At 57.6% G+C, this 23,694-nt stretch carries 18 protein-coding genes; 3 read left to right on the plus strand and 15 right to left on the minus strand.

Going from position 1 to position 23,694, the window contains the following annotated elements; genetic code table 11:
- Nucleotides 1-95: 95 nt before the first annotated feature.
- The 11 genes from cydC to L6439_RS27145 all read right to left on the minus strand — a co-directional run bounded on the left by cydC (nucleotide 96) and on the right by L6439_RS27145 (nucleotide 14,584).
- Nucleotides 96-1,853 (minus strand): thiol reductant ABC exporter subunit CydC, encoded by a 1,758-nt coding sequence (gene cydC, locus L6439_RS27095; protein WP_213470916.1) that lies wholly within the window; start codon nucleotides 1,851-1,853, stop codon nucleotides 96-98.
- The gene (cydD, locus tag L6439_RS27100; protein WP_213470919.1) at nucleotides 1,850-3,577 is read right to left on the minus strand and encodes a thiol reductant ABC exporter subunit CydD; all 1,728 of its coding nucleotides are present in this window, start codon (nucleotides 3,575-3,577) and stop codon (nucleotides 1,850-1,852) included. Before cydD ends, cydC begins: the two co-directional genes overlap by 4 nt.
- Nucleotides 3,577-4,593, minus strand: a complete 1,017-nt coding sequence (cydB, locus tag L6439_RS27105) for a cytochrome d ubiquinol oxidase subunit II (RefSeq protein WP_213470921.1) — start codon at nucleotides 4,591-4,593, stop codon at nucleotides 3,577-3,579. The genes cydD and cydB overlap by 1 nt, the downstream gene beginning before the upstream one ends.
- On the minus strand, nucleotides 4,577-5,980 hold the full coding sequence (locus L6439_RS27110) for a cytochrome ubiquinol oxidase subunit I (RefSeq protein WP_213470924.1): 1,404 nt from the start codon (nucleotides 5,978-5,980) through the stop codon (nucleotides 4,577-4,579). Before L6439_RS27110 ends, cydB begins: the two co-directional genes overlap by 17 nt.
- A gap of 821 nt (nucleotides 5,981-6,801) precedes the next feature.
- On the minus strand, nucleotides 6,802-8,304 hold the full coding sequence (locus tag L6439_RS27115) for an N-acyl-D-glucosamine 2-epimerase (RefSeq protein WP_213470926.1): 1,503 nt from the start codon (nucleotides 8,302-8,304) through the stop codon (nucleotides 6,802-6,804).
- Between the two features lie 57 nt (nucleotides 8,305-8,361).
- Nucleotides 8,362-9,198 (minus strand): Gfo/Idh/MocA family oxidoreductase, encoded by an 837-nt coding sequence (locus L6439_RS27120; RefSeq protein ID WP_213470928.1) that lies wholly within the window; start codon nucleotides 9,196-9,198, stop codon nucleotides 8,362-8,364.
- Nucleotides 9,195-10,274 carry a Gfo/Idh/MocA family protein gene (locus tag L6439_RS27125; protein WP_168181122.1) on the minus strand — a complete coding sequence of 360 codons (1,080 nt, stop codon included), beginning with the start codon at nucleotides 10,272-10,274 and terminating at the stop codon, nucleotides 9,195-9,197. The genes L6439_RS27120 and L6439_RS27125 overlap by 4 nt, the downstream gene beginning before the upstream one ends.
- Before the next feature lie 16 nt (nucleotides 10,275-10,290).
- Nucleotides 10,291-11,118 carry a carbohydrate ABC transporter permease gene (locus L6439_RS27130; RefSeq protein WP_213470930.1) on the minus strand — a complete coding sequence of 276 codons (828 nt, stop codon included), beginning with the start codon at nucleotides 11,116-11,118 and terminating at the stop codon, nucleotides 10,291-10,293.
- A gap of 1 nt (nucleotide 11,119) precedes the next feature.
- A complete protein-coding gene (locus L6439_RS27135) occupies nucleotides 11,120-12,073 on the minus strand; it encodes a carbohydrate ABC transporter permease (RefSeq protein WP_213470931.1) in 954 nt (317 codons plus the stop codon).
- 107 nt (nucleotides 12,074-12,180) lie between these two features.
- The gene (locus L6439_RS27140; RefSeq protein WP_213470933.1) at nucleotides 12,181-13,509 is read right to left on the minus strand and encodes an ABC transporter substrate-binding protein; all 1,329 of its coding nucleotides are present in this window, start codon (nucleotides 13,507-13,509) and stop codon (nucleotides 12,181-12,183) included.
- A 91-nt stretch (nucleotides 13,510-13,600) separates the two neighbouring features.
- Nucleotides 13,601-14,584 (minus strand): helix-turn-helix transcriptional regulator, encoded by a 984-nt coding sequence (locus L6439_RS27145; protein WP_213470935.1) that lies wholly within the window; start codon nucleotides 14,582-14,584, stop codon nucleotides 13,601-13,603.
- Nucleotides 14,585-14,755: 171 nt separating this feature from the next.
- On the opposite strand from L6439_RS27145, the gene L6439_RS27150 reads away from it, so the two are divergent.
- Nucleotides 14,756-15,955 (plus strand): acyltransferase family protein, encoded by a 1,200-nt coding sequence (locus L6439_RS27150; RefSeq protein ID WP_213470937.1) that lies wholly within the window; start codon nucleotides 14,756-14,758, stop codon nucleotides 15,953-15,955.
- 54 nt (nucleotides 15,956-16,009) lie between these two features.
- Here L6439_RS27150 and L6439_RS27155 read toward each other — a convergent pair whose 3' ends face one another.
- Nucleotides 16,010-16,330 carry an ArsR/SmtB family transcription factor gene (locus L6439_RS27155; RefSeq protein ID WP_168181117.1) on the minus strand — a complete coding sequence of 107 codons (321 nt, stop codon included), beginning with the start codon at nucleotides 16,328-16,330 and terminating at the stop codon, nucleotides 16,010-16,012.
- Nucleotides 16,331-16,445: 115 nt separating this feature from the next.
- Here L6439_RS27155 and L6439_RS27160 point away from each other — a divergent pair, with 115 nt between their 5' ends.
- Both L6439_RS27160 and L6439_RS27165 read left to right on the plus strand, forming a co-directional pair.
- A complete protein-coding gene (locus tag L6439_RS27160; protein ID WP_237096970.1) occupies nucleotides 16,446-17,636 on the plus strand; it encodes an MFS transporter in 1,191 nt (396 codons plus the stop codon).
- Between the two features lie 438 nt (nucleotides 17,637-18,074).
- On the plus strand, nucleotides 18,075-19,277 hold the full coding sequence (locus L6439_RS27165) for an MGDG synthase family glycosyltransferase (RefSeq protein WP_213470939.1): 1,203 nt from the start codon (nucleotides 18,075-18,077) through the stop codon (nucleotides 19,275-19,277).
- 512 nt (nucleotides 19,278-19,789) lie between these two features.
- Here the strand turns inward: L6439_RS27165 and L6439_RS27170 are convergent.
- Genes L6439_RS27170 through L6439_RS27180 form a run of 3 tightly spaced genes read right to left on the minus strand, consistent with a single transcriptional unit; the run spans nucleotide 19,790 to nucleotide 23,488 of the window.
- Nucleotides 19,790-21,409, minus strand: coding sequence for a DUF4129 domain-containing protein (locus L6439_RS27170; RefSeq protein ID WP_213470941.1), 1,620 nt, complete (start codon nucleotides 21,407-21,409; stop codon nucleotides 19,790-19,792).
- Nucleotides 21,399-22,523 (minus strand): DUF58 domain-containing protein, encoded by a 1,125-nt coding sequence (locus L6439_RS27175; RefSeq protein ID WP_213470943.1) that lies wholly within the window; start codon nucleotides 22,521-22,523, stop codon nucleotides 21,399-21,401. Before L6439_RS27175 ends, L6439_RS27170 begins: the two co-directional genes overlap by 11 nt.
- Nucleotides 22,524-22,528: 5 nt before the next feature.
- Entirely contained in the window at nucleotides 22,529-23,488 is a 960-nt protein-coding gene (locus tag L6439_RS27180; RefSeq protein ID WP_213470945.1) for an AAA family ATPase, read from the minus strand.
- Between the last annotated feature and the right edge of the window lie 206 nt (nucleotides 23,489-23,694).

The following is a 23,694-nucleotide window of genomic DNA, read 5'->3' on the forward strand; positions in this document are numbered from 1 at the left end:
ATCCCACCCCCCCCAGCCCGGCATAAACAAATCCCCCGAGATGACAGGGTCTCGGGGGATTTCCGCATGGGGGCAGAACCGCAATCACGCAGCCCCTATAACCGCGACAAAAGCGCGGGCCGATCCAGATGATACAGGTTGCGGTAGCGCGGGTACCGCTCCAGCAGCTCCGCATGCGGCCCTCTCATCTCGATGCGGCCGTTCTCGATGAAGATGACTTCGTCCATCTGCTCCACGCCGACGAGATGATGCGTAATCCAGAGCAGCGACTTGCCCTGCAGCGCGCCGAACATCGTGGCCAGCAGGGCGCGCTCGGTCTGCGGATCGAGCCCGACGGTCGGCTCGTCGAGAATGACGACCGGCGTATCCTGCAGCAGGATGCGGGCTAAGGCGATCCGCTGCCGTTCTCCGCCCGAGAAGCGTCCGCCCGTCTCCAGCATCCGGGTGTCATAGCCGTCCGGCAGCGAGTCGACAAGCGTCTCCAGGCCGACCTGGCGGACGACCCGGCGGATGTCCTCGTCCGAGGCATCCGGGCGGCCCAGCCGGATATTGTTCGCCACCGTCGTGTCGAACAGATGCGGGCTTTGGTTCAAGACCGCAATCATCTCAGGGATATGTTCCCCATATGAAGCTGCCGGGATGCCGTTCAGCAAGACTTGGCCTTCATCCGGCGCCAAGGCCCCCTGCACCAGCTTCAACAGCGTCGATTTCCCCGCTCCGCTGCGGCCGATGACCGCGATCCGCCGTCCTTGCGGGATATCGAGCGACAAGCCGTCCAGCGTCCAGGCGGCCGTCTTGTCATAGCGGTAGCGGACCTGCTCCAGCCGGATATGCGCCTCACCGGACGCCAGGGCCGTCTGCAGCTCCGCTTCCGGCGCCGGACGAACGGGCTGCTCGGCGGCCGGCCCGTCCAGCTTCGCGAGCCGATCCAGTGAATCCTGGTACTGCGGCAGCTTCTCCACCGCCTCCGATACGGGGAGGAAGCCGTCCATTAGCGGGAATACGACCAGGGTGAACGCCGCGATTAAGGTGGCAGCGATGCGCCCGTCCGCATATTGGCCTCCTGACCAGCAGAGCATGAGCACCAGCACGGCCGCGACGACGCACTGTCCCAGCAGCATGCGAAGCCGGGCCCAGCCGTTCAGGCGGCGCTCCATGCGGGCGACGGATTGCTCGCCCTCTTCATATTCGGCCGTGAACCGGGAAGCGCGGCCGCTAATGACCCAGTCGCTCATCCCCATCACCGCATCGGTCAGCCGCTGGTACAGCACGTTCCGCTCCTGCTTGATGCGGGTCTGCCAGGTGCGGGTAATCAGCAGAGACACCCAGGGCAGCACCGCGATCAGCAAGAGCAGCAGCAAGCCGATGAAGAGCGCGAACGGCAGATCGAACCAGCCGAGCGCCGCGATGCAGGCGGCATAGGCGACGAGCGCCACCGCGCCCGGGAATACCGTGCGCAGGTAGACATTTTGCAGCTGCTCGATATCATCCGCCAGCGTGCTGAGCAGATCCCCCGTCCGGAAGCGGGAGCGGAGGAACAGCGCCTGCGGCTCCAGGATGCGGTACATCCGCTCGCGCATCTGGGACGAAATGCGCAGCACCGCATCATGGCCGACCAGACGTTCGACATAATGGACCACAGCCCGCCCGATCCCGAACGTCCGGACAAGCACGATAGGCACGTAGACGAGCAAAATATTTTCCGGGCGCAGAGCCGACTTCGAAATCAGATAGCCTGACGTGAAGGTCAAGGAGGAGGCGCACAGCACCGTCAGCACGCCCAGGGCGATAATGACGGCGAAGCGTCCGGCATAGCGCCGCATATACGGCATAATCCAGCCTTCGCGGTTCATAGCGTCTCCTCCCCTTCCATGCAAATCATGTCGTAGTAGGCCCCCCGCTTGGCCAGCAGCTGCTCATGGGTCCCCGTCTCCGCCACCTTGCCGTCCTGCAGGACAATAATCCAATCCATATCCGGCATCCAGTGCAGGCGGTGCGTGGCCAGGAAGACGAGCCGATCCCGGAACAGATCCAGCATCGTCGACTTCAGTTCATACTCGGTCTCGATATCCAGATGCGCCGTCGGCTCATCAAGCAGCATAACCGGCCGGCTGCTCAGAAATGCCCGCGCCAGCGCAACCCGCTGCTCCTGCCCGCCGCTGAGCGAACGGCCTCCATTGCCGATGCGCTCGTCCAGACCGTTCGGAAGCTGTTCCGCCAACCGGCTCAGCCCCGCGGCGGCCATCGCCCGCGCGACCTTGTCATCGGTCGCGTCCGGAGCATAGAAGCGGACGTTATCCGCCAGCGAGGAGCTGAAAATGTAAGGATGCTGAGGAATGTACGTCGTCTGCTTCCGCCAGTCCTCTCCGGTCAGCGATGCCCGTTCCTGTCCGTCCACCCGGATCGTTCCCGCTGTCGGATGCAGGAAGCCGCCGATAATATCGATCAGCGTCGACTTGCCGGCCCCGCTCGCGCCGATGATGCCAACCTTGCGGAAGCCTTGAATCTCCAGATGAATCCCCTGAAGCGAGGATGGGCCCTGCTCCTCATGCCGCATCCCGATGCCGGTCATTTGCAGCACGCTATCCTGCGTCCAGGCCGGCAATGCCTGCGAGGCAGGCGCCGGCTCGGACTGCGCTCCCGCGCGGATAATGGCCTGCATCGCCTCGCCTGCTTCCTTCCCGTCCAGCGTCGCGTGGTAATCGGCCCCGACCATGCGGACGGGAAGGAAATATTCCGGCGCCAAGATAAGGATCGTCAGCGCGGTAACGAGCATCATGTCCCCGTCCACGAGACGCAGCCCAAGGCTGACCGCCACGGATGCGACGGACAGCATCGTGAAGAAGTCCAGGGAGAAGGAGGACAAGAAGGCGACGCGGAGGGTCCGCATCGTGGCCGAGCGGTATCGGTCGCTCACCTTCGAGACCGTATCTCCGTGCGAGCGGCTGCGTCCGAGGAACTTGAGCGTCTCCAGGCCGCGGAGCGAATCCACGAAATGGTTCGACAGCTGCCGGTACGACGCCCACTGCTTCTCGGTCTGCTTGCGCGCGGCCAGCCCGACAAGAATAAGGAAAGCGATAAGAATCGGCATCGTCACTGCCAAGATCAGGGCGGCGACGATATCCTGGGTCGCAATGTACGCGAGGATAAGCACGGGCGTCACTGCGGTTCCGATCATGCGGGGCAGGAACAGCTCCATATATTTGCGGAATTTCCCGACCCCTTCGAGCACAAGCGTTACCGTCGTGCCCGTACCCTCTGTCCGGGTATGCCGCGGCCCGAGGCGGAACAGCGCCTCCAGCAGCTGGCTCCGCAGGCTGGCGCCGGTCTTCTCGGCGAATCGGTAAGCCACCTTCTGCTGCAGCAGTGCCGTCAACTGGCGCACGATAAAAGCAAGCAGGAACAGCCCGATCTTGCCGGCTTGTTCCTGCCATGCCGCCCCGGCGAACAGGGCGGAAATTGCTTCTGCCAGCCAGATGGCCAGCATAATAATAGATAGGGTGTGCACCAGGGCAATGGCGGTCAGACTGGCAAGAACCGGCTTGATCCCTTGGTAGCCGAACAGATTCTTGCCCATTAGTATTCGAGATGCTGCTTCTCGTTCACGCGCTTATGGAAGACGAAGTAGCTCCAAATCTGGTAACCGAGCACGAATGGCAGCAAGGTCACCGCTACGATCGTCATCACTTTGAGCGAATAAGCGCCCGAAGCCGCATTATGAATCGTCAGGTCGAATGCACTGTTGATGGAGCTGATCATCACCCGCGGGAACAAGCCGATAAAGACGGATGCGATCGAGAGCAAAATAATGCCTCCGGTCATGCCGAATGCCCAGCCGTCCTTCTTCTGCTTCATGAAGTATCCGGCGAGCAGGAAGACGATTAGACCAAGGACGGCGATGACAGCCAGGATGGCTCCGCGAACCTGGAACACGTCGGTCATGAAGTAGGTCATGACAGCGAACAAGACGAGCAGCGCGGCGAGCGGAATCATCAGCTTCCGGCCGAGACGGCGTGCGCGCGCCTGCAGATCCCCCTCCGTCCGCAGCGTCGTGAACATAAGGCCATGCACGAGACAGAGCACCGTAACGGTAATGCCGCCTACTAAGGTATAGAGATTCACCATGTCGAACAGGCCGGCTTTCATCTCCATCTGCTGATCGATTGGAAGGCCTTTAATCAGCCCGGCGAAGACGACGCCGAACAGGAACGGAGGCAGCAGGCTGCCGACGAAAATAGCCAGATCCCATGTTTTCTTCCAACGCTCGCTGTCCACCTTGCCCCGGAATTCGAAAGCGACGCCGCGCACGATAAGCGCAAGCAGCACCGCGACGAGCGGCACATAATAGCCGCTGAACAAAGTCGCGTACCAGTTCGGGAAGGCGGCGAACATCGCCCCGCCGGCGGTCAGAAGCCAGACTTCATTGGCATCCCAGAACGGGCCAATGGAGTTGATTAGCACCCGGCGCTCTCCATCAGTGCGAGCCAGGAATTGAGTCGACATGCCAACCCCGAAGTCGAAGCCCTCGAGGAAAAAGAAGCCGACGAACAACACAGCGACAAGAACGAACCATAATTCATTGAGTGAGAGCATGACGTTCCTCCTTATCGAATGGATCGTGAGACACGCGGACAGTAACATCCTCGTTCGGTCCTTTTTTGATTACGCGTACGAACAGGTAGACCATCACGATAGCTAACACCGTGTAAATGGCAGAGAAGGCAATCAGGGAGAACAGCACCGAGCCTCCCGATACGCTAGGCGAGATACTGTCTTCCGTCGTCATCAGCCCGAATACAGTCCACGGCTGGCGCCCGATCTCGGTCATAATCCAGCCCGCCGTATTGGCAATGAACGGCAGCGAGATGGCATACAGCATGAAGCGCATGAACCATGTGTTCTTCCGATCCAGCTTCTTGCGCGCCATCAAGTAGACACCGTACAAGCCAAGCACAATCATCAGCGAGCCGGCAGCGACCATGATGCGGAAGCTCCAGAAGGTCGTGCGCACCGGCGGAATATAATCGCCAGGTCCGTATGTTTGTTCGTATTCTGCCTGCAGCTCCTTCATCCCCTTGACGTCTCCGGAGAATTTGCTGTAGGACAGGAAGCTAAGCAAGTATGGAATCTTCACTTCCATCTTGTTCTCTTGCTTGTCCGGATCAATCGACGCGATAACCGTCCATGGCGCCGGGTCCTCACTGCGTTCCCACAGGCTCTCGGCCGCAGCCATCTTCATCGGCTGTGTATGCACCAAGTACTGCGCTTGCTGGTGGCCGAAGATCGCGACCAGGAACGACGAGATCAAGGCGACCACGATACCCAGCTTGAAGGATTTTTTGAAAAACTCAAAGTCTTGGCGACGCAGCATCTTATACGCACTGACACCCGTAATGAGGAAGGCGCCTGTCGCAAATGCGCCCAGCACCGTATGCGGGAATTCCACCAGCAACTGGCCGTTCGTAATCAGCGCGAAGAAATCATTCATCTCGGCCCGGCCATTGTTGATAGCGAAGCCGACCGGACGCTGCATGAACGAGTTGGCCGCGAGAATCCAGAAAGCGGACATCGTCGTTCCGATTGCCACAAGCCAGATGCACAGCAAATGCACCTTCTTGCTCAGCCGCTCCCAACCGAAGATCCAGAGCCCGATGAACGTAGACTCCATGAAAAAGGCAAGCAGCGCCTCGATGGCAAGCGGGGCGCCAAACACGTCTCCGACGAAGCGGGAGTAGTTGGACCAGTTCATGCCGAACTGGAATTCCTGAATGATACCGGTCACGACGCCGACGGCGAAGTTGATAAGGAACAATTTACCCCAGAACTTGGCCATTTTCTTATACTCTTCATTGCCCTTGGCGACGTACATTGTCTCCATAATGGCAATCAGCAGCGCCAGCCCGATGGATACCGGGACGAAGAAGAAGTGAAAAATCGTCGTCGACGCAAACTGGATGCGTGATAAGATTAGCGTATCCATTTTTTCGTTCCACCTTTCTTTATTATGGGGAGTTCAAAAAAGGGTGCCTCTTGGAACACTATGTAACTCAGAAGCTAACTTTTTGAACATCCTCTTTCGAGGCCCTGCCAGCACGGTTCGGGCAGCCGTCTTCGCCCTATGCGCCTGGCATAAGCCGTTGACTGCGTTACGAGGAACAGCCTGATCAATGACAAACGTTACAGGACTCAGTGTTATTTTGTCAGATGACAGGCAGGGCTAATGTGACTTTAATCACATCTTATCAGAATAGAGTGAGCAAATTGCGAACTTTGTGCCATTGTTCACAAAAGCTTAAAAATTAAACTTGAGCTGGAAGAGAAAAGGCATAGCATTACCGCAAAAGGAAGCGGTTGAGATCTACTTTTTCTTTATGTTTTTCCATAAAATACTATCAAGAATTGTGCAAAAAGAGGCCTTGAGAGCCAAAGCTACATCAAGGAATCAAGTTGATCAGTAATAAGAACACAAAATAGCCGTGAGGGATCACGGCCAAGTCACGTCAAAAATATAAAATTTTTATTCCAACGACCTAACTTACTTTAGAAAGTTCCACGGTCAAAATAAACATGAACGCAAAAAGGATCAACATCCAAATCGCGACATTCAAATTTTTTCTAATCTCGAACATACCAATAATCCAAAGCATGGCGGTGATCGAAACCATAGCCCGGAAATGCGAACTAGGCGTATTTGTGATAATCCCTTCTATGGCAGGCAAAAGAACGATTGTGTGTAAAAAAACCGACCACCCCCGAAAACGATCCTGCATCCCGGGAGTGGACGGTTATCATCCGATTCAGTTAATGATTCTTCTTCCCTACCGTCACAATGGTATCCGCCTTAATTGCATTCGCCCGCTGATCCTTGTTGTACAGCCAGTAGGAGGGCGTGTCCGTCGCGTGTTGAATCCGCAGGCGGAATTCCTTCTTCGGCAGCCGATCCCATTCGATAATGAGCCTATTGCCGTCGACGGTGACATGCTCCGGAGAGACGGGCGTCTCCCCCTCTTCGGTTATGATATGGAGGCTGCCGGGAAGCTTGGCGGAGGACTCGTCGATTCGCTTCTGGAACGAGATGACTGCCTTGTCATGCCGCGGGCGGGCCACGGTGACCGGAACGGGCGCTTCCTCGTACATATATTTGCCGAGATGATATTCATAGGCCGTCCAAGTACGGAACCCCATCTGCGCCGCCTCGCGGCCGAACGAGTCGTACCAAGCGCGGTCCTTCACCATGGCCAGCGACGACCCGATGTCGGCCTGGACGCCAAGCGGAATCGTCGGATGAACGGAGCGAATCTGATCGACGAAGCTCTGATAGCTGCGGATATACTGCGGCGGAAGCGCGTCCTGGGGCTTAATCCAGTCGGGCCAGTGCGTCTGCAGGATATGCAGATCCGGCCGGACCGCCGCTATCATCTCTGCGGCATCGAGGCCCTGCATCTCGCGCAGCGCCTCCACCGAATCCGGGCCCGCGTCGATCGCGAGCGACCAAGTCGCGACGAGAATATCCTTTCTTGCGTCCCGGACCCCGCCTTTTCCGTTCATCAGTTCATCGAGAAAGCGGTTGACGGCCTCGACCCGGAACTCGATCCAATCCTCATACAGCTCGACATTCGTCAGATAGAAGTCGGGATCATCCGGATCGGTGAAATTCGGAATGCGGTCATATCCGTACTGTTCGCGGAAGGCCGCTTGGGCCAGCGGGCCGACATCGCCGTATACGCCGCGATCGATGCCGTCCCACTCCGGGAAGTATGGCTCCGCGACTTCAATGCCGTCGAACGGGATATCCCGGACCAGGCTCGCCAGCTTTTCCTTCTTCCACTGCACATAAGCTTCGCTGTGCGGGGAGAAGCGGTAGTACCCGTCATTGGCCGGGGTCAACAGCTCCATCTGCCAGCTCGGCCAATCGCCCGGGAAGCCTTCGACCGAGTAAGATCCGTTGCCGAGGACCAGCGCCCAGACGAACAGCCCTCTCTCCTGAAAAGCCTCGACAAGCTCGCGGTTAACATGATTCTCATTCACGACGAAATACCGGACGGACTTGTACCCGTTCTGCACAATCTCGTCGGCGATGCTCGCCGCAGAGCGCTCTTGATAATAACGGAACCCCGGATCCACCTGAATGGTCGGCCCCGCCAAGGCCGAAGCCTTGCCTAACCCAAGGGCCGCTCCTGAACCCTGTTCACCTTGCCCGGCGGCTTGCCCGCTTCCGGCAGGCAGCAGCCAGAAGAGGACGGATAGTGCCAGCAGGCGGATTCCCGCTTGGCGGGACGAGCGGCGCCGGCGGAACATGAACATATTGAACACCTCCTATAACGGATCTAAAGCTGCTCCAAGCTGCTCCCTCCACAGCACCTATGACAGTTCGACCCACTCATTAGGCCGCCGGGCTGCCAGCAAGCCATACTCGATGATGGTGATGACGGAGATGGTCTGGGCGGAAGGAACCGGGACCTGCCCCGTCTCGAAGAAGGCAACCAGCTCCTGAATAAACAGCTGGAAAAAATCCGATTCCGGCTTCAGGATCCGGCAGCTCCCCGAATCGTAGGCAACCGCGGTCGTGAACGGACAATCGCTGCCCAGATGATGCATCGTCGCCTGCCGGCCATCCTTGAATTCGATCAGGAGCGCAGGCGCGATCTGGGTCCCGACGAACATGACGCGCTTCGCTTCCGTTCCCATCAGCGAGACGATCGGTTCGATCTGATGGATGGAATAATTCTCGAACGCGCCGGGACCCCAGGTGCAGATCGTCTCGATTCCGGAGCGCTCGGCTTCGCGGTATTCCGCCGCGAACCGCAAGGCCGACGAGGAGTACATCGGCGTGCCGTACTGTTCAGCCCGCTCGAACAGGCGGAGCGCAGCAGCGCGGTCCGGAGCGAAGGTCTTGTCGATGTAGGTCGGCTTTCCCGATGCCAGCGGCAGCTCGGCGAGCGCTTCATGATGCTCGGGGTTGTCAGGCGACAGCACGATGAGATAATCGCTCTCCGCCACGACCTCTTCCACCGTATGGCGCAAGGCGATCCCATGCTTCCGGCACCATGCCGCGTTGGTCAACCCGCGTTCGGCATCCTTCATCCCGTAAGCATATGCGACTTCCATCGTTCCGCCGGAAGCGGCTCGAATCCAGTCCGGGTACTTGTTGGCATGCCATTCGTCCAAATAATAATCGATGAACCCGATCTTCTTCATGCCCGCGCTCCCTCTTTCGCGAATGAAATCTCTCGCCCTTGCTCCGAAGAATCATAGATGGCCTGAATCATTTTGGCCGTCAGGATGACCGTATCGATATGGGACGGCAGCCGCTCGCCCGACTTGACGCAGGCGAGGAAGCTGTTGATCTCGTTCCGGAAATGATCGGTCTTCGTGAATTTCGGGGTGCTCTCCAGCAGGGCGCCATGCTTGGCGCTGTAGATCGTGAACTCGGCGCCGTACTGCAACCGGATGCCCGCCTTGTCGCCCAGGAAATCGATATACATCTCGTCGACCCCGATATTTTGCGCCCAAGCGCCGTTGACCGTAATCGAAGGCCCCGCCGTGCGAATCATGGCGGTGACGAAATCGTCGACATCGTAGGTCCCCTCATAATTGGGCGGCCCCGCCCACATGTTGAGGTAGGAGTAATTTTTCATATCCTTGCCCAGCTTGCAATACGTCTGTCCCGTCACCGTCTGCGGCTCCGGATCGCCTGCGCAGTACATGACGATGTCGAGAAAATGCACGCCCCAGTCAATCAGCGCGCCCCCGCCGGCGACAGCCTTGGTCGTGAAGTCGCCCCCCAGTCCGGGAATCGAGCGCTGCGCGCGGAAGCTGACGTATACGTGGTAGAGATCGCCCAGCTCTCCGTCCTCGATCATCTTCTTAATAATATTTACTCCCGTATTAAACCGATTCACGACGCCGATGTTCAGCGTCATCCCGGTCTCATGCTGCACCTTCTGCATCTCCAGCGCTTCCTCGTACGTGCGGGCGGCCGGCTTCTCGCAGAGCACATGCTTCCCCGCCCGCATGCAATCGATCGCGATCCGGGCGTGGCAATGATTCGGGGTGCATATGGAGACGGCTTCGACGTCCGGATCGTCCAGGATCGCGCGATAATCGTGTATCGCGATCCCGCAGCCGTATTTCTCGACCGCTTGCTCCGCCCGATCCTTGCGAATATCGCAGAAATATTTGATCTCGGCATCCGGATTGGCCACATACGCCGGAATGTGGGCGCTATTGGCAATCGTTCCGCAGCCGATAATCGCTACGATGGTTTTACTCATTTCGACATCCCTCCCATTATTTAAAGCCGGTTAAGGCCGAACCGGATTGCATGAAGTATTTCTGCCCGAAGAAATAGAGAAGAATCATCGGCACCGCCATAATCGTGGAAGCCGCCATCAGCTTCTCCCACTGGGCCCCGTGATCCTGCTGGAAGCTCTGCAAGCCGACCGTTATCGTCCATTTGGCCGAGTCATTCAAATAGATCAGCGGACCCATAAAATCAACATAGGACCAGACAAAGGAAAACAAGGCCACGGTGACCAAAGCAGGCTTCAGAATCGGCAGAATGATCTTCGCGTAGATGCGGAGCTCGGAAGCCCCGTCAATTTTCGCCGCCTCGGACAGCTCCGCCGGCACCCCCATCAGGAACTGGCGCAGCAGGAAGATGAAGAACGGCGCCCCGAAGAACGCTCCGATCGTAAGCGGCAGAATCGTATTTACCCAGCCCAGCTTCGTAAAAATGATATACTGCGGAATCATCTGCACCTGCGCCGGCAGAATCATCGTGGCGACCACGATCGAGAAAATGATGTTTCGCCCGCACCACGGGATCCGGGATATCGAATAAGCCACCAGCGGAGCCGAGAACAATTGCCCGATAATATTGAGGGCGCAGATAAGGAACGTATTCATCATATAGCGGGTGAACGGAATGCCCTCAAGCGCCGCTTTATAATTCGACCATTGAAAGGTCTCAGGCAAAATGCGCGGAGGCAGCCGGAAGATCTCGTCCGGCGTCTTCAACGAGGTCATCACCAGCCACAAAAACGGAAACAGAAAGAGGATGGAGAACAGAACAAGCACGGCATGGGGCAAAATATGCTTCCGCAACCGGATCGCCATCTTAATCACCTCCGTAATAGACCCAGCGGCCCGATGTCTTCAAGAGCACGAATGTAATCAGCAATACGATCAGGAATAAAATCCAGGCCAGCGCCGAAGCGTAGCCCATCTTCAAATAAACGAACGCTTCCTGATACAGATTGACTGCGTAAAATAACAAGGACTGATCCGGTCCGCCCAGCGATTTGCCTCCGTCCACCTTCCCCCCGGCCAAAATGTAGGACTCCGTAAAGATCTGGAATGCGCCAATCAGGCCCATGATGAGCTGGAACAAAATAATCGGCGACAGGGCCGGAACGGTAATTCTCCAAAAGCGGTGCCACCAGTTGGCGCCGTCCACTTGCGCCGCCTCATAATATTGCTTCGGCACGCCCTGCAGGGCTGCCAGGAAAATCAAGGCACCCGCCCCGGAGCCCCATAAGCTCATCAGAATCAGCGACGGCTTCGTATACCGCGGATCGAGCAGCCAGGCGGGATCAGGGAGCCCGAGCGCGCGCAGCGCCATATTGATCAGGCCGAAGTCCGGGTTGAGCATCCACGTCCACAGCAGCGCGCTGGCGACGATCGGAATGACCGACGGCAAATAAAATATCGTCCGGTAGTAGTTGATGCCTTTCACTTTCGTGTTCAGCAGCAGCGCGATCAGCAGGGAGCATGTTAACGTAATCGGCACGGATATAAACGCCATGAAAAACGTGTTGCCCAGCGACTTGTAGAAGCCGCTGTCGGCGATGATCTGCTTGTAGTTGTCCAGACCGACCCATCTCGGGGGGCTGAACAGATCATAGTCCGTCAGACTGAAATAAAGGGATCCGAAGAACGGGTATACGGTAAACACGAGAAAACCGATAATCCAGGGGGAAGCGAATGCCAGGCCAAGATAGACATAATGACGCTCCTTCTTCGACCAACCGGCTCTCCTCCCCTGTCGCATCTCGGGCGTGGAGACTCTCATCTTCGCGGCTCTCCTTTCGTCAGCATGTCTCGTCAGGCCAATGCCGGCTCCGATCCGAAGCGATCCCTGGCTATTGCCGCAGCGGACCGGAGCCATGCGCGAGCAGTTTATTTCACGAGCGGCTGAATCTTGTCCTTGACCTTCTTCAAGCCTTCCTCCAGGCTGATGCTGCCTCGCAGAATGGCATCATACTGAACGCCGAACTCGGTCATATATTCATTCGCGAAGGAAGTGGCAGGGAAGGACTTCAGGTTGCTGCTTGTCGAGTAATCCAGGAACTCCTTGAATCCCGGCACGTCATTGTAGAGCGGGTTCTTGAACGCGGATGTTCTCGTCGGGAGATTTCCGATTGCCGCCGTGAATTCCGCCATTTGCTCCGGCTCGGTCATCCACTTCAGGAACTTCCAGGAGGCATCCGGATGCTTCGCGCCCTTCGGAATGTAGAACACGCTCGTGGCGACATTTCCCGGATTCTTCATCTCCGGATGGTTCTCATCATACGGAATCGGGGCAATGCCGTAGTTCAGATCCGGCGCGAATTGCTTAATGAAGGTCGGCAGCCATTCGCCGTCGATCGTCATCGCATACTTGCCGGAGAAGAACGGGTTCTGGGCGGACATATATTGGCCAAGACCGGAAGAGAACCGATCCAGATTGTCGGAGCCGTATTGATCCCAGATGCTCTTGGATAGCTCAATGGCCGCTTTCACGCCCGGATGATCCGGCGTCACCTGCTTCGCTTCGGCATCGTAGAATGAACCGCTGTAGGCATAGGCGAAGGTGTACGCATCCATTCCCGGCCATAGTCCCAGACGCTGCAGGCGTCCCCCGTCCTCCACGATGCTCAGCGCCTTGATGTATTCCTTCAGCTCGCCGATCGTCGCCGGAGGGCCGTCGAAGCCCGCCTCGGCCAAGATGTCTTTGTTATAGAACAGCATCGACACATGCATCGCCATCGGAATGGCATAGGTCTTGCCCTCATACTGCGACGTGCTTAATGCCGCCGGAACGAAATCTTGCAGATCGACGCCATCCTTCGCAATATAATCATCCAACGGCATCATCGCGCCCCGCAGCCCCCAAGGCGCTACGTTCTGGCCGAATTGCGAGGCGATATCCGGAGGATTGCCGCCGGTAATCGCCGTAAGCTGCTTCTGATAATCGCTCTGAGACAGCCCCTTCACCTGGATGCCGGGATTGGCCGCATTCCACTTGGCGATCAGCTTCTCCATCGCTTCGCCTTCCGGCCCGGTCCATCCGTACCAGAAGCTGAGCTCTGCCGCGTCCGCGGAAGAACCGTTGTCTGTCCCGCCGGCTTCGCCCCCCTTATTCCGGGAGCTGCCGTCCGCATTTTGAGAATTGCCGCCAGAGCATCCGGATACAATCGAAATCATGAGAATGAGAGCAAGACACCACATCAACGATTTTCTTCTCATACTTCATCCCCCTGTAATGGTGAATCGAACAACCGTCTGCGACCCTGTTAGGCTAACAAGTACCCATATGGTAGCATGTAAACGCTTTATTTCATTTCACTTTTGGCTGTATAAGTGGGATTATCGTATGATTGTCATGATTTGACTGCAATGCTTGCTTGCGGAAATAGGTAGGGGAGATGCCCGTATATTTTTTGAAGATTCTGCAAAAATAGGAGAGCTCGTTAAAGCCCGTAGAGTAGCACACATCCGTAACGGACAGCTCCGGCCGCATCAGCATGCCGATGGCGTGAAAGATGCGAAGATCGGTGACGTAACGGTTGAACGTCTTGCCTGTCCATTCCTTGAACAGCCCGCAAAAGGTCGACCGCGACAGATTCGCGATCGAGCAAAGCGTGTCGAGCTTCAAATTTTCGCAGTAGTTCGTATGGATGTACTCGATCACCCCGGTCATAATATTTTTATATTTTTCCGATTTCTCAAATCCCGCATCGACCAGTTCCCGATTCACCTGCCGGACCAGGATGGACAGCAGCAGCAGCAGGTTCGCCTTCAACAGGATCTGAAAAAAGGGAGATCGCCTCTCGTACTCCGCCAGCATCTCCCTCATCAGATTTCGAACCCTGACCTCGATCACGTTCTCCAGCGTTATTTTGGACTGGATGTTTGTCTCCCTTCGCAAAAAATACTCTATATAGGCGACATCAAAAAAAGCATGATCTGCCGGCTTCTCTTCCAACCGTTCGTTGATAAAGGAGGGCATAAATTCACAGCCGTAGATTTCAAGCTCCTGCCCCGAAGGAATCTCCACGCTATGCAATGTGAACGGAGAGACGACAAAAATGTCTCCCGCCGCAATCGCGAACCGCTCGCCGCTCACCGTATGATGGAAGGCTCCTCGGGCGACATACCAGATCTGAAAATAGTCGTGGCAATGGGTCATTAAGCTCGGTTGGGCCGTCAATCGGTACATTTTGCAGGGCAAGCCCTCCAACATTTCCATCTTGGAATTAAAATAAATAATGCCGGAACGAGTCAATTCTTCAATATCTGCTATGTTCCATTGAAGCGCCATTGATATTCACTCCTTCGTATCCGCCTATGCGCTCTACCCTTCGAATACTTCTTCTCCTTGCAACTGTTTTCCTATGACTGTATTCAAAAATTTAAACATCTTGCTTCAAAAAGAGATTACAATAAAAGTAATAAAAAGGAGCAATGCCGTGATGGAGGAGTGGAGACGCCCATGAAGTCGAAAATTGTATACTTGGACGGCGTAAGAGGGTTGGCGGCTTGCATCGTGGTGATAAGCCACTTCTTTCAGGTCTTTCTTCCGTCTGTCTTTGAGGGCAAGCCGGAGATAGCGCATTTCGCCTTCGAAGCTGCCGCCGCGCAGACCCCAATCAATCTGCTGTTCAACGGCAACTTTTCCGTATGCCTGTTCTTCGTGCTGAGCGGATACGTCCTGAGTTACCGGTATTTTCAGACTGCTGACCGCCTGCATGTCTGCTCTTCCGCGGCTCGAAGATATTTCCGCTTGGCCGTGCCCGCCTTGCTGTCTGTGGTTGTGGCTTATTTGGCGATCCTCGCCGGGTTCGGATTCTATGATGACATTCAGGGAATCACCCTGTCCTCCATGCCCGATCCGTTCGCGGCGGATACCAGCGCATGGGTGATGATAAAGGAAAGCCTGTTCGATACCTTCTTCACCTATGGCTCGGAATACAACCCCGTGCTCTGGACGATGACATACGAGCTGTTCGGGTCCTTTTTGATCTTTGCATTCCTGCTGCTGCTCGGGAAGCGCAAGCTTCGGTTCGCCGTCTATGCGCTCCTGATCTGGCACTGGATCGACTCCTACTATTTGGGCTTCGTGCTGGGCATGCTATTGAGCGATCTCAAGCATAGCGGCCGGAATTGGCTGGCGGCCCTCAACCGCCCCTGGATCATCGCGGTATTCGTTATCGCTGGCATTTATCTGGGCTCGTACCCCTATTGGGCTCCGCAGGGAACCATTTATTCCATTCTCGTATGGGAAGCGCCCGGCTTCTCCTTCTTCGAGTTCTATCATGTCATCGGATCGTTCCTAATCCTGACGGCCCTCTTGAACCCCGGCCCGATGCAGACGTTGTTCAACCGCAAGCCGTTCGCCTATTTGGGCAAAATCTCGTTTTCGCTGTATCTCGTCCATTTTACGATCATTTGTTCCCTCGGCAGTTATATCTTCTTGCAGCTCCATTCCGCGCTGCCTTACGGGATGAGCGTCCTGCTGACGATGCTGATGACGCTGCCGGTCATATTCGCCGCAGCCCATCTCTTCGAGCGGTTCGTCGATGCCAAGACGCTGACCCTGCTCTCGCGATGGAGCGAGCAGTTGTTCGGCCCGGCGCGAAGGCGAAGCAGGGAGCGCGCCGTACAGAGGGAGAGAACGGCGGGGATGGATTGAGAAGTGTGAAATAAGGCTGCCTGGACGCAAGGTCCTAAGCAGCCTTATTGTATGTTACTCCTCTTCCTTCTCCTTGCCGTACGCCCCCATCACCGACTGGAGAAGCCCCGGGAACCTGGCCTCCAGCTCCTCCTTCCGCAGAGACATGAGCCGCTGAGTTCCGGATATGCGTGTCCGGGTTACCCCCGATTCCCGAAGAACCTTGAAGTGATGCGACATCGTCGACTTCGGGATATCTATCCCCATGTCGCCGCATCGGGTCTCCCCGTATTGGCCGATAAAACGGATCATCTCCAGGCGGATCGGATCGCTTAACGCGTACAGCACCGCCGTCAGTTGAATTTCTTCCGCAGGTGGATGATATAAGTTTCTCATGCTTCTATTATAAGCCTGGCATTGACATATTTCAATTGTTCGAATATTATCGAACTATCGAATATGAGGCATGCATGACTCTCTACCATCACGAAAGGGGTTTTCTCCATTGCAAATGAAATACTTGTTCGCCGCCATTATGTTCACCATTGGTATCGACATCTTTATCATGTCTCCTCTGCTTCCAACGCTCCGTATAGAATTTGGCATCGGGGCCGACACGTCCGGTTGGCTCATGTCCGCTTACTCGCTCGGTTATGCGGTTACAGCGCTGATCGCCGGACCGTTGACCGAACGAATGAACCGGAAAAAGGTGCTGATTGCCGGGCTTGCCGCTTTTGCGGTGTGCACGGCTCTGTGCGGTACCGCCCACGGGTTCAACACGATGTTCCTGTTTCGCTTTCTGGCCGGTGTTGCCGCCGCCATCACCACTCCGCAGGTATGGGCTTCGATTCCCCAGACGGTAGCAGGCCCGCTCGTGCTCAAGACGATGGGCTGGGCGACGGCCGGCCTGTCCCTGGCCCAGGTCCTGGGCATTCCGCTCGGCGGCTTGCTGGCGCATCAGAGCTGGCGGTTTCCGTTCTTCGCGGTCGGCTTGCTGACCCTGCCGGTGATCGCCTGGATTGCCGCGTCAATGCCTGCCATCCAGCCTGCCGGGACTGCCTCGAAACGGCTGTCGATCGTCGCCTCCTATCAACGGATTCTCGGAAAATCGGAGAGCCGGTACGCGTTTATGGCCCATTTCTTTTATTTCTTCGGTACATTCGGCTCCTTCACCTTTATCGGAAATTGGATGGGCGATGAATTTGGCCTGGATGTCGCGCAAATCGGTGTTCTCATGATCGCATACGGAGCCGGAAACTTGGCGGGAGGCTTGTGCGGAAGCCGGATTACGGCTGTCTTGGGACCCAAGAGATCATGGACTGCGGCCGCACTGGCCATCGGCCTTCTGTTCGCGGCAGCGCCGATGATGCACGCCATTTGGGCTGTCCTTCCGCTGCTGCTTCTTTCGTCCTTTTGCGGGGGACTGGCGTTTCCGCTTATTATGAACACCCTGCAGTCGATAGACATACAGATGAGAGGCACCCTTTCTTCTCTCGCGAACTCGGTGATGTATATGGGTACTACGGCCGGGGCGGCCATAGCCGGCGGGCTGTATGTCCGGTTCGGCGGGTTCCGGAGCGTCGGTCTGATGGTATTGATCGCCATGTTAACGGCTCTCGTCCTCTTCTACCGAAGCGGCCTGTTCGGATCGGAAGCCTCCGTGCCCGCATCCGCCGCGGGTAAGGCAGCCGCCAACGACTGAGCGGTGGGTTAGCTATACATAGGAAGGGGGCCGTCGGCCCCCTTGTCCGTTGTCCTATTCCACCGCCGTGGTATGGAGTTCAACAAATCCTTCATATTTTACCTCTGCATACGTCTCTCCTGCCCCGAATATAGTTATCTAGGGAGATGTCCCATTCCACTTGTATAATAGGATGATACGGGCTGACTAACGGTTCTTCTGATGGTATCATTTGAAAATCTTATAAATTTTCAACCTTTTCTCATCATTTTTATTCTATGATGGAGGTTGTATGTTGATAGGAGCTAGGTCCAAGACCCGCCAAAGGTCTAGGATCACAACCGCACTCCAGTCCATTTCCAGTCCGTCCCTTTTCGGATACGATAAGAGTAACAACATTCAGAGAGAAGAAGTAGCCAGAGATGGTGAAGTTATAAATAAAGGGAGATGTTAGGAAACATGTATGATCGGGGTTACGGTAAACAGCCGAAGGAGAAGGTGCTCGTTCTCGCAGGATCGCTCGGCCACGGCCATCTGCAGGCGGCTCACGCGATTCGGGAAGCGGCCCGCACCTGGTGCCCGCAGGAAGCGGAAGTGCATGTCGTCGATTACTTGGAACAGGTGTCGCCGCATCTGCACACGGTCGGTTCATACTGCTTCGTGCAATGGTTGAAAATGTTCCCGAATATGTACGGCTTTCTGTTCGAGATGACACGCCGGGATCATCGCTTCTCCCAGCTGATTAAAAATGTTCCGCTGACGAGTCTGCGTCCGCTCATCAAGCTGATTCGCGAGCTGCAGCCGACGATTATCGTCAGCACGTTCCCGGCGGCCAGCGCGGCGGTATCCCGCCTGAAGGAGCGCGGAGCTGTGCAATGCGGCCTGGTGACAGTCATTACCGACCATACCGATCACAGCTTCTGGATTCACCCCCATACCGACCGCTATCTGGTCGGTTCGGAGGAGGCCCGGGCCAAGCTCGCCGGACAGGGCATTCCCGCCAGCCGGATCGAGGTGTCCGGCATCCCGGTTCGGCCGGAGTTCTACGGAACCTATGACAAAGTGGCGCTGCGCCGCCGCTACGGCCTGGATCCGGAGCGGATGACCGTGCTGCTGATGGGCGGCGGCTGCGGCCTGCTCGATCCCGATTTCTTCCGCGCCATGGAAGAAGCCGACTGGGCAGCCGGCATTCAGTTCATCGTCATCTGCGGCCGGAACGAGCGGCTGCGCCGACACCTTGAAGAATGGGCGGCCTCGTCCCCGCTTCATATCCGGGTCGAAGGCTACGTACAGCCGGTTCACGAATATATGGCGATGTCCGATCTGTTAATTACGAAGCCGGGCGGGGTGACGACGACCGAGGCGGTCGTCCAGCGGCTGCCGCTTCTGGTCTACAAGCCGCTGCCGGGCCAAGAGCAGGACAATATCCGCTATCTGGTCCGCAAGGGACTGGCCTGCCAAGCCGAGGATCCGGAGGATCTCGTGTCCCAGCTCTCATCCTTCGCTTCCCGTCCTGAAGCGCTGCAATGGATGAGCGTCCGTGCCCAGGCGGAACGCCAGCATACGCAAGCCCGGGTGCTGGAAGCGATTCTGCAGGTAGAGCGGCACCCGATCGTGCCGCGCAAGACGGCGAGACTCCGCTTTCGCCGCAATTACGTATAAACCAGCCGGTAAAAAACGGCCGTCAGGGCAGTGTGCCCTGGCGGTTTTTTGCATAGGTCAAGGCGGTTCAGAGCGGGCTAGTTGGAGGAGTTGGGACTAGGTTGGACTAGCTACTTCGGGTGTCTGATACGGTCTGCTGGTGTTCGTTGGTGTGGCGGATGTCTGCTCGTGCTGCTGGTGTTCGCAAGAGTCTGCAGTACGCTAGGTATACACTGGTATGCGCATGTGCTTCCTCCCATATCCTCGCTTGCGATGCGTGCTATTCGTGTTTTCCCTCCAAAAATACTGCAAAATTACAGTTTTCTCATAGGAGCCCCTCTGGATGCGAGGGAATCCTGCAAATGAGCAGCAATTTCGCACCAAAGTCGCTTGACTAGCGTTTATCGGCGTAAATTAATGTAATTTTGCAGGATTTTTCCTAAATTCACCCTATGCGCACCAAAAATGATGTAAAATAGCAGGAATTTCACAATCGAAAGAGAGCCGCCAGGGCTCCCTTTCATAAACTTGCCTCACTTCGCACCGCCTCGTATCTGACGGGCCAGCCGGTTCACCGTCTCATCCGGAATGTCGCGCTTCCCGTATCGGGCTTCGGTGTAGGCATCGCCCAGCTCGCTCTCGACGAAACCGGTGCAGGCGCCAGCCAACCCGCTCTTGGCGGCTCTGGCGTATGCCTCGCCCGGCTCACTTCTGGCGGCTTCAATGTATCCATCGCTCAGCTCACTCTTGGCGGCTTTGGTGTGTGTCTTGCCCAACTCGCTCTCGCCGCCCTGACCGCCCCCCGCTCCCCGCTCCTCCCATTGGCGAAGATGCTCCATCGTCTCCTTCGGCGTGCGGCCCGGGTCAGGCTCATACCCTTGCCCGCTCGCCTGGCGCAGCCGCTCCCGGTACAGGAAGCGGACACGCTCGCGATTCGTCTTCAGGTCGTCATAGCGCTCCTGGCGCCAGCGGCGCTCGGTCTGCGCCCACGGCTTCATGACGCGGCGGCGAAGCTTCTCCCATTCGAACGTGGAGGATTGTTCGTCGACATAGTCGGCCGCCTCCGGCTCCGCTTCCCGCTTGCGCAAAAACCGCAGCAGCGCATCCCAGGCGCGCGGGAACAGCTTTTTCATCAGGAAACGCAGCAGAAACCACATTCCGGCCAGCGCCCCGACAGCCAAGGCGACCCAGAAGACGACGGTAATGACACGCTCCAGCAGCTTCCAGAACAAACTCGGCTCGGCGTTCGCATCGGCCCCGAATAGAGGCATCTGCGGTGCGGCCTGCGGCGGCGGCGGCTCATCCACGGCGATCTGCTCGCTCCCTGAGAAGATCCATCCGAGCAGCATGCGCGTCCACTCCATCAGCGTGTCCATCGCCGACCCGAAAGTGAAGGCGACGATAAGCACCAGCGCAAGGAAAAACAGGATGAGATAGGACGCATTAAGACGCATCACCTGAGCCGGAACGGAGCCGCGGGCCTCCGCGCTGTAATTGGCCTTGTTCAGCTGCCCCCAGTTCATCTGCCAGAGCGTGCCGAAGACGAACAGCACGCCGACGGCGGCCAGATGCGGCTGCAGCGCATGCAGCTCCGGGCGGAAAAAAGAGAGCGCAAATACAAGAAAATATATGCCGAGCGCCGCCCAATTCCAATGCACGGTATCTCCGAACGCTGATCGGTTCGCCACAGCCGACGTCCCTCTTGCAAATACGATAAAGCCGGCCGCATACACCGCTATATTCGGCAGCTGAAGCGGCACTACGGCCGCCAGCATAGCGCTGCCGGCCACGAACAACAGCAGCAGCCAGAGGCGCAGCCGCTTGAAGCGGGCCGCAGTCTGGAGCGCCGTCCCCGCGGCCGCGCAGGCCGGCCATAGGCCGTACCACAGCAGCGGTCCGGCCTCAGCGGGCGCCGCATACACGCTGATCAGCAGCAGGACCGGGAACAGGATGAGATAATCAAGCAGCGCCCGCAGCAGCGAGATCCCAAAGCCTCGCCCCCGGTTCCAATGCCACCCCCGGCCGCATTCCCGGTTGAGGCCGCGCTTTCGTTCCCAATTGTTCTCCCCATTCGGATCCCGGCTGCTTTCACGATGCTGATCCCCGCTCTGATTCCGGCTTCGTTCCCGCCCTTTTTCCCGGCTATTGAGCATGGCGCACCTCCTCATCCTCCGTCTCCGGCTTCGCGGCCAGCTTCGGCAGCACGAGCCATTCCACGGCGCTGCCGCGCATGCGCATACGGTTCGCGATCCCTTCCGCCTGGCGGGAAGGCGGCAGCGGCGTCACGATAATATAGTCCGTGTCCCCCGCCGGCTCCCACTGCGCAAGGAAGGTGTCGAATGTCATCGTCAGTTCCAGCTCCAGCTTCGCCATCCATTCGAACAGCCGGTGCAAATGCACCGTTCCCGCTCCGGGCGAAAAGGTCAGCGCGGTCCCTCTAGTATGGCCGGGCAAGTTTCCGTTGCAGCTGACGCCCGTCTCCATTCCCTGCTTCACCGCCGCATGAGCGATGGAAGCCGCATAAGAGAGCGCCTTCTCGACCTGCTCCGGAATCGTCACCTTCGACCACATCCCGTCCGATGTCTCGAAGTTGACCAGAATCATCAGCTTGCGGTCGGCGGTATAGTCGAACTTGTGGACTTGAAGACTGTTCGTGCGGGCCGTCGCCTTCCAATGCACCGATTTGAGCGTATCGCCCGGGCGGTACGGCCGGACGCCAGATTTCCAGAACGGGTCCTCCAATATCCAGCGGCGTACAGGGATGTCCCCAATCCAGCTCTTCGTCGACAGCGGAAGCTGATCCAGAGGGATGAGGGCCGGGTACACGGTCAGCTCCAGCCCCAGCGGAATCCGGCGCACCGCATCGAACACGCCGAACGGATCGCCCGCCGTCATCGTGACGCTGTCCAGCCGGTAGATCCCCCGCTTGACGCATGTAATCTGATGACGCCGAATCACGCGTGTATACGGTTGCAGCGCGAACAGGCTCCGATGGTTCTGGGAGAGCTCCCCGACGTCCATCTCCAGATTCTGCTGCTTCCCGAAGCGAAGCGCGCTCGGCATCATCGACTCGAGCCGGACCCAGGGCAGCGGCAGCAGCTTGTCGTTGCCGATCGTTTCCGTCATCTCCACCGTCTCGCCAGCGAACAGCTTTTGCTTCGAAAATGTGCGGGTATAAGAGACCCGCCGCAGCGCCCAGCGTCTATACAGCATGCCCTGCGCTGCGAGCGCAAGGCCGAGGAACAAAATCAACCAGTGCAGCGGCATGAGCGTCACTCCGCCGCGCGGGCTTCTGCCGGAACCGGCACCTGGCTTACGATCTGGGCCAGGACGGAAGCGGCGAGCTCATCCCGTGATCCGGCCGCATGATGAAGCAGCAGTCGGTGCGCCAGCACCGGAGCGGCCATCGCCTTCACATCGTCCGGCGATACGTAATCCCGCCCGCGGATGACGGCATAGGCCTGTACGGCCCGAAGCAGCGCCTGGCTGGCCCGCGGGCTGGCTCCCAGGGCGATGTCCGGGTGGCTGCGCGTCCGCTCGACAATGCCGAGCACATATTCGAGGATGGCATCGTCCACATGGACCCGGGTATATCCGGCCCGGGCCGCCTTGATGTCCTCCCGCGTCGCGACCGGGGCAAGCTCCTGCATCGGATCCTCCGTGCGGAAGCGCGACAGGATGCGCAGTCCTTCCTCGAACGTCGGATAGCCAAGCTTCAGCTTCAGCATGAAGCGGTCCAACTGGGCCTCCGGCAGCGGGAAGGTGCCGAAGTTGTCGAGCGGATTCTGTGTCGCCAGCACGATAAACGGCTCTTCGAGCTGCGTCGTGACGCCGTCGATGCTGACCTGGCGCTCTTCCATGCATTCCAGCAGGCTGGATTGGGTGCGCGGGGTCGCCCGGTTAATCTCGTCGGCGAGCAGCAGGTTCGTGAAGACCGGGCCCGGCCGGAATTCGAATTCGCCCCGCTTCTGGTTGTACACATTCATTCCGCTCAGATCGGTCGGCAGCAGATCGGGCGTGAATTGAATGCGCTTGAAGGTGCCGTCGATCGACTTGGCGATGGATTTGGCGAGCAGCGTCTTGCCGGTGCCCGGCACGTCCTCCAGCAGCACGTGGCCGCCGGTGAACAGAGCGACGAAGATGCGGTCCAGCGTATCGTCCTTGCCGACGATAACCTGCTGCACATTGCGTTTGATCGCTTGGGCGAGAGCATGAATACGGGATAAGTCCATAGATCGAAGCACCTCGTTTTCGTCGTGGTTACTGCTTCTATGTTACCCTTTTTTGGGAGGCTCGGCTACGGTTAACCCTGAACTGGAGCGGCAAGGGCAAGCGAAAAGGGGATCTGAGGTTAAGGGAAATGGAAAGGGAGAAAGAGAAGGAATAGACCTGGCCATCCGTCGTTCAGTGGAGAGAATACGCCAAGAGGAACGCAGCC

The sequence above is a fragment of the Paenibacillus dendritiformis genome (assembly GCF_021654795.1).
Lineage (GTDB): Bacteria > Bacillota > Bacilli > Paenibacillales > Paenibacillaceae > Paenibacillus_B.